Genomic DNA, 13,688 nt, shown 5'->3' with positions numbered 1-13,688 from the left:
CGCAGGCATACCGGCGGTGTTTAATAAGCCTAGCGGAGACTTGCAAGAGTTTCCACTGCCTAGACGGCGCCATTGTGGAGGACGGCCGTTGCCTGGAACTGTCAGGTGTCCAGGCAACGGCTCTGAAATACTCGGAAAGGGTGTTTAGGGTCAGGACCTATTAATTTTGCTCATTCTGTTTGTCAGGGAAGGTTGGAATGAGCGTAAGAGCGAGCGCGGGACAGGGTTTTCCTATCCAAGCTCGATTTTGCGGTCAGGACGGCCTTCCGTGTTAAACCCGAAGGGCGGGGCGTCTTTGCCTCCTGACGGCGTTAGAGACCCTTGAAAACCGAATGGTTTCCTGTGGATCTCTGCCTTGTCAGCAAACAAAGCCACTCCCGCAGAATGTGTAAAATTAATGGGTTCTGACCCTAAACGTTGCTGTCCGGGAAAGAAGCTTTTCGATTTTCCATAAAATCCTGCAGGGCTTCATCGATTGCCGGATCGAGTTCCGGACCGCCGTAAGCCGCCAGTTGTTCCTTCCAGATTCGGTTGGCGCGCCGGGCTGCATCCAGTTCGCCATCCGCCAGCCATTGCTCATAGGAGTTGTTGTCGGCGATCGAGGAGCGGAAGAACGCGCTTTCGAAATTGCGCTGTGTATGAGCCGCTCCGAGGAAGTGACCGCCCGGTCCGACTTCCTGAAGCGCGTCCATGGCCATTGCCTCGTCGGAAAGATCGATTCCCCTCGCCAGCACATGCATCATGCCGAGCTGGTCGGCATCCAGGATGAACTTCTCATAGGAGGAGCACAGGCCGCCTTCGAGCCAACCGGCCGCATGAAGCGCGAAATTGACGCCGGATTGCACAGTTGCGGTAATCGTGTGGGCCGATTCCTGCGCCGACTGGGCATCGGGCACTTTGGAGGCCGTGAACGAGCCTCCGGAACGGAACGGCAGATTGAGCCTTCGGGCAAGCTTTGACGCCCCGTTCAAAAGCAGTGTGCCTTCCGGGCTGCCGAAGGTCGGTGCACCGGATTGCATGGAAATGGAACTGACGAAGGCGCCGAAGACGACCGGTGCTCCCGGCCGCAGGAGCTGGGTCAGCGCGCATCCGGCCAAAGCTTCGGCCAGAACCTGCGCCAGGGTGCCGGCGACCGTGACCGGGCTCATGGCGCCGGCGAGAATGAACGGCGACACGATGCAGGCCTGGTTGGCGCGGGCATAGACCTTGAGCGCGCCGAGCATGGTGGCGTCGAAAACCAGCGGGGAATTGGCGTTGATCAGCTGGATCATGACGCAATTCTGGTCGACGAATTCCTCGCCGAACACAATTCGCGCCATCTTCACCGAATCTTCCGCCCGTTCCGGCGCCGTCACGGAGCCCATGAACGGCTTGTCGGAATACTTGATATGGGAATAGACCATATCGAAATGGCGCTTGTTCACCGGCAGGTCGACCGGTTCGCAGACGGTGCCGCCGGAGTGGTGCATCCACGGCGACATGTAGGCCAGTTTCACGAAATTGCGGAAATCCTCGATCGTGCCGTAGCGTCGGCCATTGTCGAGATCCGTCACGAAGGGTGGGCCGTAGACGGGGGCGAACACCAGGTTGTTGCCGCCGATTTCCACGCTCCGGGCGGGATTGCGCGCATGCTGGGTGAACTGGGCGGGCGCCGTCTTGACGAGCTCCTGCAGCATGCCCTTGGGAAAGCGGACCCGCTCCCCGTCGACTTCTGCGCCGGCTGCCTTCCAGATGCTGAGGACTTCCGGGTCTTCCCGGAATTCCAGGCCGATTTCCGCCAGAATCCGGTCGGCATTGGCCTCGATCTTCTCCGCGCCTTCGTCGCTCAGGACATCGTAAAACGGGATGTTCCGGCTGATATAGGGCGTGCCGACACCGCCTGATCCGGACATGCGGCGTTCTCGGCGGGCCGATCTCCCGCGGCGTCCCGCGGATACTGCGGTATCGGACATGATTGAGCCTCCATCTGGCTACTCGAACGAGGGAGTGCGAGTGTGCGCGAGACCGGTTTAACACCTCCGTCCGTATCCGTCTCAGCCTTTTCTAAAAACGTCACGGACCGTCCTGCGTCAGGGCGAATGGCGTCTTGACGACAGAGCATGTCGGCTTGCCGCATCTGATCTTTGGAAACCCAACCTAGGCTTCCTCGCAAACGGGAATGGCCGGCAGACGATGCCGCACGGATTCGCGGTGCCTGAAGGATGAACCCTAACGCTCCTGTCCTTGGACTCAAAGGCAGTGTGCAAGGCGCTTCGGGTCCGGTCTATTGAAGAGGAATGAGAAATGTCAGCATTTCCTGACAAGGCACAAGTCGTCATCGTCGGTCTGGGCGGCATTGTCGGCGCTTCGGTGGCGCATCACCTCATCGAACGCGGCTGGACCGACATCGTCGGCATCGACAAGTCCGGCATTCCCACAGACATCGGCTCGACCGCGCACGCCTCCGACTTCTGCTACACGACCAGCCACGACTATCTCTCGGTCTGGACCACCCAGTATTCCATCGATTTCTTCGAGAAGATGGGCCACTACGCCCGGATCGGCGGCCTGGAAGTGGCGCGTACCGGCGACGACGCCTGGATGGAAGAGATCAAGCGCAAGGTGACCTCGGGCAAGGCCTTCGGCACCAATGTCCGTCTCGTCACCCCGGCCGAGATCAAGGAGAAGTTTCCGCTGATCGAGGAGGACATGGTCCAGGGCGGCATGTTCGATCCCGACGCCGGCCTCGTCGTTCCGCGTTCGCAGACCGTTGCCGGCAAACTGGTCGACGCGGGCGAGCAAAGCGGCAAGCTGAAGGTCTTCGCCAATACGCCCGCCAAGTCGCTTCTGGTGGAGAACGGCCGCATCACCGGGGTCGTTACCCATCGCGGCACGATCATGGCCGATCATGTCATCGTCTGCGCCGGTCTCTGGGGCCGTCTGATTGCCGAAATGGTCGGCGAGGACCTGCCGGTCATGCCGGTCGATCACCCGCTCACCTTCTTCGGCCCCTATAACGAGTTCGCCGGCACGGGCAAGGAAATCGGCTTCCCGCTGATGCGCGACCAGGGCAATTCCGCCTATATGCGCGACACCGGCGATCCGAAGACGACAGAGGGCGGCCAGATCGAGTGGGGCTATTACGAGACCACCCATCCGCGCATGTGCCACCCGCGCGATCTCCTGGAAAAGGACGTGGCGCGCCTGTCGCCGTCCCAGCGCGACCTGGAGATGGAACAGGTGATCGAGCCGCTCGAACGCGCCATGGAACTCACGCCGATCCTGGGCGAACTCGGTTACAACGAAGGCCATTCCTTCAACGGCCTGCTGCAGGTGTCCGCCGGCGGCGGACCGTCCTGCGGTGAAAGCCAGAAGGTGCGCGGCCTCTGGTACTGCGTCGCGATCTGGGTCAAGGACGGCCCCGGCTACGGTAAACTGATCGCCGACTGGATCACCGACGGCCGGACCGAAATCGACCACGCGTCGATCGACTATGCGCGCTTCTATCAGCACCAGCTGGAAGAAAAGTTCATCGAGGGACGCTGTTACGAGGCCGCCCAGAAGATCTACTTCCCGGCAATCCACCCGCGTGAACCCTATGCGACGGGAAGGAACGTCAAGCGTTCGCCCTTCTATGAGCGGGAAGTCGAACTCGGCGGGTATTTCATGGAACTCGGCGGCTGGGAGCGCGCCCACGGCTATGCCGCCAACGAGCATCTGCTGGAAAAATACGGCGACAAGGTTCCGGTTCGCGAGAACGAATGGGACAACCGCCATTTCTGGCGCGTGTCCAACGCCGAACACCTGGCATTGAGCGAGGACTGCGGCATCATCAACCTGTCGCACTTCTACATGTTTGACGTCGAAGGCCCGGACCATGTGGCGCTGATGGAATGGCTGTGCGCGGCAAAAATCGGTGGTGACAACAACATCGGCAAGGGCATCTACACCCACTTCCTCGACGATGAGGGCATGGTGCGCGCCGACCTGACGGTGATCCGCATGGCCGACCGCTGCCGCGTGGTCGACGGCGCCGATGCCGGCCCGCGCGACTACCACTACGTCAAGCGCATCGCCGAGGACAAGGGCTTCGACGTCACCGTCACCGATGTGAGCGAGCAATATACGACCATCGGCATCTGGGGTCCGAACGCCCGGGAAAATCTGAAGAAGGTCGTGGCCGACCCGGCCGGCCTCGATCCGGAAAATTTCCCCTTCGCCGCGATTAAAGAGATAGAGATCGCCGGCAAGACCGTGACCGCCTTCCGCCTGTCCTATGTCGGCGAGCAGGGCTGGGAACTGCACATGAAATACGAGGACGGCCTTGCCGTCTGGGATGCCCTGCGCGCAATCGGTGTCATGGCCGTCGGCGTCGAGACCTACGCCAACTCGCGCCGCATGGAAAAATCCCTGCGCTTGCAGAACGCCGACCTCTTGACCCAGTACAATCTGATCGAATGCGATCTCGCCCGTCCGAAAGTCAAGGAAGCCGACTTCCGCGGCAAGGCAAAGCACGTCGAGTACAAGGCGCGCGAACACCAGCCCGCCATGCTCTGCACCCTGGTGATGACGGAAAACACAGACGCAAGCGGCGTGAAGCGGTATCCGGTGGGCGCCATGCCGGTCATGGACCCGGATACCGGCAAGACGCTTGTCGATGAGCTGGGCCGCCTGTCCTACACGACTTCGGTCGCCTATGGCCCGACCGTCGGCAAGAACATCGCGCTCGCCTACCTGCCGCAGGCCTATTGCCAGGTCGGCCGCAAGCTGAATGTCGAGTATTTCTCCGAGACCTATCCGGTCGAGGTGGTCGCCGTCGGCTATACGCCGCTCTACGACCCGGAAAACCTGAAGCCGCGGTCCTGATGTCCATGTCGAGATTCGAAGAACTCCTCGCTGAAAAAGGTGCGCTTCTGGCCGATGGTGCGACGGGCACGACGCTGTTTGACATGGGGTTGACCTCGGGCGATGCGCCGGAACTGTGGAACGTCGAGGAACCGGACAGGATCAGGGCGCTGCATCGCGGCTTCGTTGAGGCAGGATCCGATATCATCCTGACCAACACCTTCGGCGCCAACAGGCACCGGTTGAAGCTGCACGGGGCGGAAGGCCGGGTCAAGGAACTGAACGCCGCCGCCGTTCGCCTGGCCCGCGAAGTAATCGAAGACGCAGGGCGTGACGTCCTGATCGCAGGCTCGATCGGCCCGACGGGCGAACTGTTCCAGCCGCTCGGCGCCCTGAGCCATGAAGATGCGGTCGAAGCCTTCCGCGAACAGATCGAGGGGCTCGTCGAAGGCGGGGCGGATATCCTCTGGGTCGAGACCATGTCCGCGGCGGAAGAAATGAAGGCGGCGGCCGAAGCCGCACACGGCAGCGGACTGCCGCTGGTGATCACCGCCAGCTTCGACACCGCGGGCCGGACCATGATGGGCCTGCCGCCGAAAGGTCTCGGGTCGCTGAAATCCGAATTTGCCTGCACGCCGGTCGCCATCGGTTCCAATTGCGGGGTCGGGGCGTCCGATCTCCTGGCGGCGATCCTGGAGATCACCGAAGCCGACCCGGAAGCCATCGTCGTTGCCAAGGGAAACTGCGGCATCCCCCAGATCCGGGGCGACGAGGTTGTCTATACCGGCACGCCGGAACTGATGGCCGACTACACCCGTATGGCGATGGATGCCGGTGCACGGATTATCGGCGGCTGCTGCGGCACCTCCGCCGGCCATATCGCCGCCATGCGGCAAGCGATGGACAGCCACGCGGGAGGAGAGAGGCCCTCCCTTGAGGAGGTCCTTGGCAAGATCGGACCGCTTGTGTCGCCGCCTGCAAATCCTGCCAGTGGAGAGGACCGGGGCGCCCGGCGCCGGCGCCGCCGGGACGCCTGATAACGAGACCTGATAACGAAGGCGTTATCGGTCGCACGAACAATTGCCTCTAGGCGGAATATGCCTGCCTGATTTACGCTGAAGCATGCGTATTCCGGGATGTCTCAGGCCGGTTGCCGGCGCATTGCTGCTTTTCCTGGTTTTCCTGCCTTCTGCGAGGGCGCAGGAGCGGGTCGATGTTGCGCTTGTGATCGCCGTCGACGTCTCCCGGTCCATGTCCTATGAAGAGCTGCAGATCCAGCGCAAGGGCTATGCCGCGGCAATAACCAGCCCCGAAGTCGTCCGCGCGATCCAGGACGGCGTCTACGGCCGTATCGCTGTCACCCTCTATGAATGGGCCGCCGACAGTTACATCCATGAAATCGTCGGCTGGACGCTGATCGAAAACCAGGCCGATGCCGAGGCGATCGCGGCCCTGCTTCTTTCGGAACGAAGCATGGGCGCGCGGCGCACGTCCCTGTCAGGTGCGATCCGTGCGGGCGTGAAACGGCTTGAAGCGGTCCCCTATGCGGCGGACCGGCTCGTGATCGACATCTCCGGGGACGGTCCGAACAATCAGGGCGTTCCCGTAACCGAGGAGCGGGACAAGGCCGTGGCCAGGGGCATCGTCATCAACGGCCTGCCGCTGATGACCTCGAGCGGTGTGGGGTCGGCTTTCAACATTCCGGATCTGGATCGCTACTATTATCGCTGCGTGACCGGCGGTCCGGGCAGTTTTGTGATCCCGGTGACCGAATGGGAACAGTTTCCCGAAGCCGTCCGGCGTAAGCTGGTGCTGGAAATCGGCGGTGTGGAACAGCCGGAGCCTCGGGTGATCCCGGCCCAGCTCTTCAAGGAAGAGCCTTATGACTGCCTGATCGGAGAAAGGATCTGGCAGCAGCGGATGTGGCAGTTCGACGATTTCGACCGCTAATCCTGATCGACTTCCCTCGGTCGGATCTGCATTAATGGCCCCATGAGCGAGCCAGAATCAAAACCGGCGACCCTGAGGCGGGCCCTGACCCTGCCGTGGCTGGTCTTCTACGGCGTCGGCGTCACCGTCGGCGCCGGTATTTTTGCGCTGATCGGGGAGATCCTTGCGCTGGCGGGCAGTTACGCGCCCCTGTCCTTTCTGCTGGCCGGGCTGATTGCCGGTGTGACCGGCGTTTCCTATGCGCTTCTGGTCAGCCGGTTTCCGAAGGCGGGCGGCGAGGCGGTCTTTGTTCATCGCGGGATTGGCGCGTTCCCGGGGCAGCTTGTGGGCTACGGGGTCTGTGCGACCGGGACGATCTCAAGCGCCGTGGTCGCCCTTGCCTTTGCCGGATACATGCAGGCCCTGGTGCCGCTGCCGCAGGAGGTTCTCCTCGTCGCCGTCGTTTGCGGACTGGCGGCCATTGCCTGGTTCGGCGTGCGCGAGAGCGTGCTTTTCGCCGGGCTGATCACGTTTCTGGAGGTCGGCACCCTCATTATCGTCATCATCTTCGGCGCGCCGTTGATCGCGGACGTACCGAAATGGGCGCCCTCGTTCGTTCCGCCGCCGGACGGGACCCTGCTTGCCGGCATCCTGTCGGGCGGCGTGATTGCCTTTTTCGCCTTTGTCGGCTTCGAGGATATCGAGAACATGGCCGAGGAAACGGTGGAGCCGGAGCGCACCGCGCCACGGGCCGTGTTCTGGACGCTCGGCATCACGGTCGTGCTCTACGTGCTCCTGTCCGTGGTCGCGGTCATGGCGCCGGACAGGGAGGCGGTTGCCGGATCGACCGCACCGATGTCGGACCTCTTCGAGCAGATCACCGGGTTTTCCGGCAAGCCCGTCGCGGCGGCCGCGGCGATCGCCATGATCAACGGCATCCTGGTGCAGATCGTCATGGTGAGCCGGGTTCTTTACGGCATGGCGAACGATGGCATTGCGCCCGGGTGGTTTGCCTGGGTCGGTCCGCAAAGGCGGACGCCTGGTCGGGCGACGCTGGTGGTGACGATCGTCATCCTGGTGCTGGCGTTTTCATTTCCGCTGGTCAAGCTGGCCGAGGCGACGAGCCTGGTGACGCTGGCGGTCTTTGCCCTGGTCAACCTGTCGCTGTTCCGCCTCGGCAGCCGTCTGGGCGACAGGACACTCCATCGTTTCCGCTGGTGGGGCCTTGCCGGCACGGTGATCTGCGTCGTTATTGCCGGTTTTCAGATCGGAACCGGCGCGCTGGGCGGTCACTGAGGATCGGAGCTAACCCCGGCGACGACGCCTGCGCCCGCTGCCTGCATCGCCACCGGCCTGGAGCTTGCGTTCCGGCAGGGCCACGGCTTCGCGCAGGTTCGGAAACGGGTCTACCTTGTTGGGAAGGGCCATGGCGTTGACGAAATGCTCCTGGAACTTCGGCTCCAGCGCGGTCTCGATCTTTTCGATCTCCCGGACAGTCTGCTCGATCTCGCGCCGGTAATCGGTGTTGAGGAGCGCCATGCGCGCGCCTGTCCCGGCCGCATTGCCGACCCCCGCCACACCGTCGATCGGGCAGTCCGGAATGAGGCCCAGCACCATGGCATAGGTCGGGTCGATATAGCTGCCGAAGGCGCCCGCAAGCCGGATCCGGTCGATCCGGCTGGTGCCGAGCTTGTCCTGCAACAGCTTGACCCCGGCATAAAGGGCGGCCTTGGCAAGCTGGATTGCCCGGATATCGGTCTGGAGGATGGAGATCTCGATGCCGTCCGTTGCAATCACATAGGCAAAGGTCCGGCCCCTGGGAACGATACGGACCGTCCGTTCTGCCATCGCGCCGTCGATGACACCGTCCTCGGTGATCAGGCCGGACAGATACATTTCCGCCACCGCCTCGATGATGCCGGAGCCGCAGATGCCGGTGACGCCCACCTGGTCGATCTTTTCGGCAAATTCGGGCTCGTCGGACCATTCGTCGAGGCCGATCACCTTGAAGCGCGGCTCCAGGGTGTCCCGGTCGATCCTGAGGCGCTCGATGGCGCCGGGGGCGGCCCGCTGGCCGGAGGAGATTTCCGCACCCTCGAAGGCGGGCCCGGTCGGGGAACTGGCGGCAAGCAGCCGGTCCTTGTTGCCGAGCACGATTTCCGCGTTGGTGCCGACATCCACCAAAAGGGTGATGTCGTCCCGCTTGTAGGGCGCTTCGGACAGGGTGGCGGCCGCCGCATCGGCGCCGACATGGCCGGCAATGCAGGGCAGCATATAGACCCGCGCGCCGCGATTGAGGTCCAGATCGAGATCGCGGGCGGGCAGGGTGAAGGCGTCGGAGACCGCGAGCGCGAAGGGCGCCCCGCCGAGTTCCACCGGGCTGATCCCGAGGAACAGGTGATGCATCACCGGGTTGCCGACGAAGGTGGCGTCGAGCACATCGGTACGCTCCGCGCCCACATCGCCGGTGAGCTTGCCGATCAGCGCGTTGATCGCATCGCGCACGACCCTGGTGAGGTCCGGCAGCTTTTCCGGGTTCATCTGGATGTAGGAGACCCGGGACATCAGGTCTTCGCCGAAGCGGATCTGCGGATTGGAGGTTCCGGCGGAGGAAACCGTGCGGCCGGTCTTAAGGTCGCAGAGGTGGGCCGCGATGGTCGTGGAGCCGATGTCGACCGCAAGACCGTAAACGGTTGCCTTTTCTCCAGGCCAGAGCGCGGTGACCATCGGGTCAGAGGCATTGTCCTGGTGGATCGCGGCCGTCACGGTCCAGTTGCCCGCACGCAAGGTCGCCTGGACCGAGGCGAGCAGGGCCGGGTCCAGAATGAGCCCGGAAAGACCGGCCTTTTCGGCCAGGGCCTCGCGCAGCCGGTCGGCATCGCCGCGCGGCAGGTCCATGTCCGGTTCGGCGATGGTGACCGTGGCAAGCGTAATCGACGACTTCGGCTCGATCGCCCGCACCTCGGCGCGCTTGCGCACGATCTGCCGGTTGGTCTGGGCATCGGTCGGAATATCGACGATGAGGTCGCCCTGGATCTTCGCCTGGCAGGAGAGGCGCCGGTCGCTGGCAAGGTTGCGCAAGCCCCGGTAGCGTGCCTCTGCCTCGGTTTCACGGGCAAGGTTTTCGGCCGCACTGGTCAGGGCTTCCTTGGCGAAGGTGCCTTCGGACACGGAAATCTGGCAGCGGCCGCAAATGCCACGCCCGCCGCAGACGGATTCCACATAGACCCCGAGGGAGCGGGCAGCATCGAGCAGCGGCGTTCCGAGCGGAAACATGCCCCGCCGGCCGCTCGGCTGGAAGACGACCTTCGCCAGATCCTTCGTTTCAGTCATTCCGTTCTTTCAAATGTCTTCAGACAGCCGCTCCGCGCCGGCCCTCGCGTCCGCCGCGTCGGCGGCCGCCAGCCGGGGCGGCGGACGCCGTTGCCGGGGCACCCGCCGCAGCCGGCGTATAGTCACGATACTTCATGATCCATTCGCCGCAATTGGGATCGTGGCCGGCAAGCACGTTGGCCGCGCGCACCGCTTCCATTTCCTGCGGCCGGCAGGGGTTCATGATCGCGCTGGTCATTCCGGAAGCAACCACCATCGGGATGAAGGCGGCGTTGATGCCGTGGCGATGGGGCAGGCCGAAGGAGATGTTGGACAGCCCGCAAGTGGTGTTGACCTTCAGCTCCTCGCGCAGGCGTCGGAGCAGGGCGAACACCTGCCGGCCGGCTGTGCCCATGGCGCCGATCGGCATCACCAGCGGATCGACCACGATGTCATGGGCCGGAATACCGTAGTCTGCGGCCCGTTCCACGATCTTCTTGGCGACCGCAAAGCGCACGTCCGGATCTTCGGAAATGCCGGTCTCGTCGTTGGAGATGGCCACCACCGGCACGTCGTATTTCTTGCAGAGCGGGAGGATCGCTTCCAGCTTTTCCTCTTCGCCGGTGACCGAGTTCACCAGCGGACGGCCCTTGGCGACCTTCAGGCCGGCCTCGATGGCCGCCGTCACGGATGAATCGATGGACAAGGGAACGTCCACAAGTCCTTGAACGATCTCGAGAGTTTTGACGAGCAACGGCGGCTCGGTCTCGTTCGGATTGACCGCCGTCACGCCCGCGTTGACATCGAGCATGGTGGCGCCGGCCGCGACCTGGGCGAGGGCATCGGCCTCGACCGTATCGAAGTTTCCGGCGATCATTTCGGCCGCCAGCTTCTTGCGTCCGGTCGGATTGATCCGCTCTCCGATGACACAAAACGGCTGGTCGAAGCCGATGATGATTTCTCTTGTGGCAGAGGCAACGACGGTGCGTGTCATGGCTGTCCCTCAGGGGTCAGGAGGAAATATCGGCAGAGGAAGGCTCGAAGCCTTCCCGTGCCATGAGGTCTTTCAGTCTGTCTTTCGGATAGGCGGCAATGAGCGCTTCAGCCGCCGCATCCGCTTCGCTTTCCAGGTCGTCGGAGACATCGACGGGATCGCTCCGCCGCCACTCCGCCAGATAGGCGTCCGTATCCTTCGCCCCGACCCGCATCGCGCAGGCATCGACCGTTTCCATGAAGACGGCCGGCAACTCGCGCCGCGCGGCCTTGCGGCCCTGCTTTACCAGCACCTGCGCCGGGATATCCCGCCAGTAAACGATGATCTTCTGCGCCATGGGAGAGCGTCCTTTCGATGCCCATGATTGCCGGAAGTCCGGGTTTTCAAGACGCGGGAAAGCGGCACGGCTAGGTGGAAATGCGACGCGGGATTTTTGTGACTTTCAAACACGCTTCCTAGGGGGATGGCTCGGCCTCTTCACACCCCTTTTCGCCCACCGGATTTGCGGCGAGGTGGATTGGATCACCCGGACTTCGCCGTGTGACGCAGTTTGTGTGGGAAGGCCTTGCCCTTCCCGGTGTCATTGCACGGCGAAGTCCGGGCAATCCACTCGCATCGGCCGAATTATCAGGCGGCTGGGCGGCGCACGGTCTGTCCCGTCCGGCGTATTTTGCTTCAGCCCGCCGTCCTCTCCCCCAGAAACGTCTCCAGCATTCCATACCCCGTCTTCTGCATTTCAAACGCCAGTCCCAGGCGCTCGGCAGCCTTGCGGGCGGCGTCCTCCAGCTTCGGGTCGTCGGTCTGGGCCAGGTAAAGCACGCGGGTGTAGTGGGCGAAGTAGAGGTCGCGCAGGTGCGGGTGCCAGTTGAGGCCGAGCGGGGCCATGACCATGGTCTCGAAATGCCGGGCCAGGAAGTCGGTCAGGTAGAAGGTGCCGAGCTGGTCTTCCTCCAGAGCGTCGAAGGCCTCAAGCCCGGTGAAGAAGGCGTAGCAATGGGCGCCGCCGATCCGCTTCGCGCCGGTTTCTTCCAGAACGTTGTCCAGAAGGCCGCCGGTGCCGCAATCGGCATAGGCCACCAGGATCTCGTCGTAGAGGTCGCGCTTCTGCAGAACCGCCGCGCGCACGGCCTCCGGGATCTTTTGCGGCGTGTTGTGCAACTGGGCGGGAAGGCAGGTCAGGTCGATATGGGTGAACCCGTTCAGCTCCCGGATCGCCTTGATCTCACGGGCAAGAGCGCCGCAGGCAATCACCAGGACACGACCGATCTTCCGGAGCGGAGCCGGCTCCGGTTCAAACGGAAAAAGCGGTACACCGGAGGCCATTCCGTCGCCTCCCTGTCTGCTTTCAGGCTTTTCCGGCAAGCATGTTGTGCCTGCGGGCGATCAGATCCTTGGCCATTTCCACCGCCACGGCCGCATCCCGGCAATAACCGTCCGCGCCGATGGCGTCGGCGAATTCCTCGTTGAGCGGCGCGCCGCCGACGAGGACGATGTAATCATCGCGCAGGCCCTTTTCGGTCATGGTGTCGATGACGACCTTCATGTAGGGCATGGTGGTGGTGAGCAGCGCCGACATGCCGACGATGTCCGGCTGATGTTCCTCGATGGCGGCGAGGTAGTTCTCGACCGGGTTGTTGATGCCGAGGTCGATCACCTCGAACCCGGCGCCTTCCATCATCATGGAGACCAGGTTCTTGCCGATGTCGTGGATGTCGCCCTTGACCGTGCCGATCACCATCTTGCCCACCTTCGGGGCACCGGTCTCCGCCAGCAGCGGCCGCAGGATGCCCATCCCGGCCTTCATGGCATTGGCCGACAGGAGAACTTCGGGCACGAACAGGATGCCGTCCCTGAAGTCGACGCCGACGATGCGCATGCCTTCGACAAGCGCCTTGGTCAGGATGTCGTAGGGCGCCCAGCCGCGTTCCAGCAGGATGTTGACCGCGTCCTGGATTTCCTCCTGAAGGCCGTCGTAAAGGTCATCATGCATCTGCTCGACGAGTTCGTCGTCGGAAAGGCTGGCTAGGTCGATATCATCGTCGGACATGGCAACTCCAAAACGGCTGCGGCAACGTATTCGGACGACAATGAATTCGAGCGGCTTTTTCCAATATCTTTAAAACGACATCTCAAGTCGCACCTGCGACAGGGGCTGAAATCGGGTATAAATTTCTTGCCGTTAGAAGGAAGGCGCGAACGGCTGCGCTTACCCGAAAAGGAGCCTGCACCATGAGGCCTCGTATCGTCATGCTGTCCGGTCTCACCCGTCAAAACCGGCACGCGGTCATGGGCGACCTGAACGATGCGATCCTGAAGGCCGGCGGCTGGGTCGAGGGCCATTCCCTGTTTTCGAATATCGCGACCACCTTCCGGCTGGTGCTGCCGGCGTCAGCCCTGGGGCTGTTCCGGACTGCCGTCCGGGATACAGGTGTTGCGCTCGATGACGACAGCGCCGCGAAACTGGACGATCTGGGCGCGGCTGAACGCAGCGGGGACGAGGAAGTCAGCCTGACCCTGAACGTGACCTTCATCCACGAGGAGCCCGACCTGCGCCGGGACGTGCCGGCGGTGCCGGGGTAGGCGGGGTACCGCCCTCAGACTGCCAATAAAGTCCACCCTCTCCTTAGTC

11 protein-coding genes are annotated in these 13,688 nt (G+C 63.0%); 5 read left to right on the top strand and 6 right to left on the bottom strand.

Annotated elements, in window-relative coordinates:
* Positions 1-410: 410 nt before the first annotated feature.
* On the bottom strand, positions 411-1,952 hold the full coding sequence (locus tag HK439_RS10340) for a trimethylamine methyltransferase family protein (protein ID WP_190291335.1): 1,542 nt from the start codon (positions 1,950-1,952) through the stop codon (positions 411-413).
* Between the two features lie 331 nt (positions 1,953-2,283).
* Between HK439_RS10340 and HK439_RS10335 the strand changes: the two genes are divergently transcribed.
* The 4 genes from HK439_RS10335 (at position 2,284) to HK439_RS10320 (ending at position 8,049) form a co-directional block, all read left to right on the top strand.
* On the top strand, positions 2,284-4,845 hold the full coding sequence (locus HK439_RS10335) for a GcvT family protein (protein ID WP_190291334.1): 2,562 nt from the start codon (positions 2,284-2,286) through the stop codon (positions 4,843-4,845).
* A gap of 5 nt (positions 4,846-4,850) precedes the next feature.
* Positions 4,851-5,861 carry a betaine--homocysteine S-methyltransferase gene (gene bmt / locus HK439_RS10330; RefSeq protein WP_190291454.1) on the top strand — a complete coding sequence of 337 codons (1,011 nt, stop codon included), beginning with the start codon at positions 4,851-4,853 and terminating at the stop codon, positions 5,859-5,861.
* Positions 5,862-5,946: 85 nt separating this feature from the next.
* Positions 5,947-6,774, top strand: coding sequence for a DUF1194 domain-containing protein (locus HK439_RS10325; RefSeq protein WP_190291333.1), 828 nt, complete (start codon positions 5,947-5,949; stop codon positions 6,772-6,774).
* Between the two features lie 42 nt (positions 6,775-6,816).
* Positions 6,817-8,049 (top strand): APC family permease, encoded by a 1,233-nt coding sequence (locus HK439_RS10320; RefSeq protein WP_190291332.1) that lies wholly within the window; start codon positions 6,817-6,819, stop codon positions 8,047-8,049.
* A gap of 9 nt (positions 8,050-8,058) precedes the next feature.
* Here the strand turns inward: HK439_RS10320 and HK439_RS10315 are convergent, their stop codons facing one another.
* The 5 genes from HK439_RS10315 to HK439_RS10295 all read right to left on the bottom strand — a co-directional run bounded on the left by HK439_RS10315 (position 8,059) and on the right by HK439_RS10295 (position 13,106).
* Complete coding sequence (locus HK439_RS10315) at positions 8,059-10,086, bottom strand: ASKHA domain-containing protein (protein ID WP_190291331.1); 2,028 nt, start codon at positions 10,084-10,086, stop codon at positions 8,059-8,061.
* A gap of 19 nt (positions 10,087-10,105) precedes the next feature.
* Positions 10,106-11,059, bottom strand: coding sequence for a methyltetrahydrofolate cobalamin methyltransferase (locus HK439_RS10310; RefSeq protein ID WP_190291330.1), 954 nt, complete (start codon positions 11,057-11,059; stop codon positions 10,106-10,108).
* A gap of 16 nt (positions 11,060-11,075) precedes the next feature.
* Positions 11,076-11,396 carry a virulence factor gene (locus HK439_RS10305; protein ID WP_190291329.1) on the bottom strand — a complete coding sequence of 107 codons (321 nt, stop codon included), beginning with the start codon at positions 11,394-11,396 and terminating at the stop codon, positions 11,076-11,078.
* 338 nt (positions 11,397-11,734) lie between these two features.
* The gene (locus HK439_RS10300) at positions 11,735-12,382 is read right to left on the bottom strand and encodes a DUF1638 domain-containing protein (protein ID WP_190291328.1); all 648 of its coding nucleotides are present in this window, start codon (positions 12,380-12,382) and stop codon (positions 11,735-11,737) included.
* 22 nt (positions 12,383-12,404) lie between these two features.
* Positions 12,405-13,106, bottom strand: a complete 702-nt coding sequence (locus HK439_RS10295) for a corrinoid protein (protein ID WP_190291327.1) — start codon at positions 13,104-13,106, stop codon at positions 12,405-12,407.
* A 182-nt stretch (positions 13,107-13,288) separates the two neighbouring features.
* On the opposite strand from HK439_RS10295, the gene HK439_RS10290 reads away from it, so the two are divergent.
* Positions 13,289-13,639, top strand: a complete 351-nt coding sequence (locus HK439_RS10290; protein ID WP_190291326.1) for a hypothetical protein — start codon at positions 13,289-13,291, stop codon at positions 13,637-13,639.
* The last annotated feature ends 49 nt before the right edge of the window (positions 13,640-13,688 follow it).

Origin of the sequence: Roseibium aggregatum, assembly GCF_014692675.1 — a bacterium.
GTDB lineage: Bacteria > Pseudomonadota > Alphaproteobacteria > Rhizobiales > Stappiaceae > Roseibium > Roseibium aggregatum_C.
This window is presented reverse-complemented; position numbering and strand designations above follow the sequence as displayed.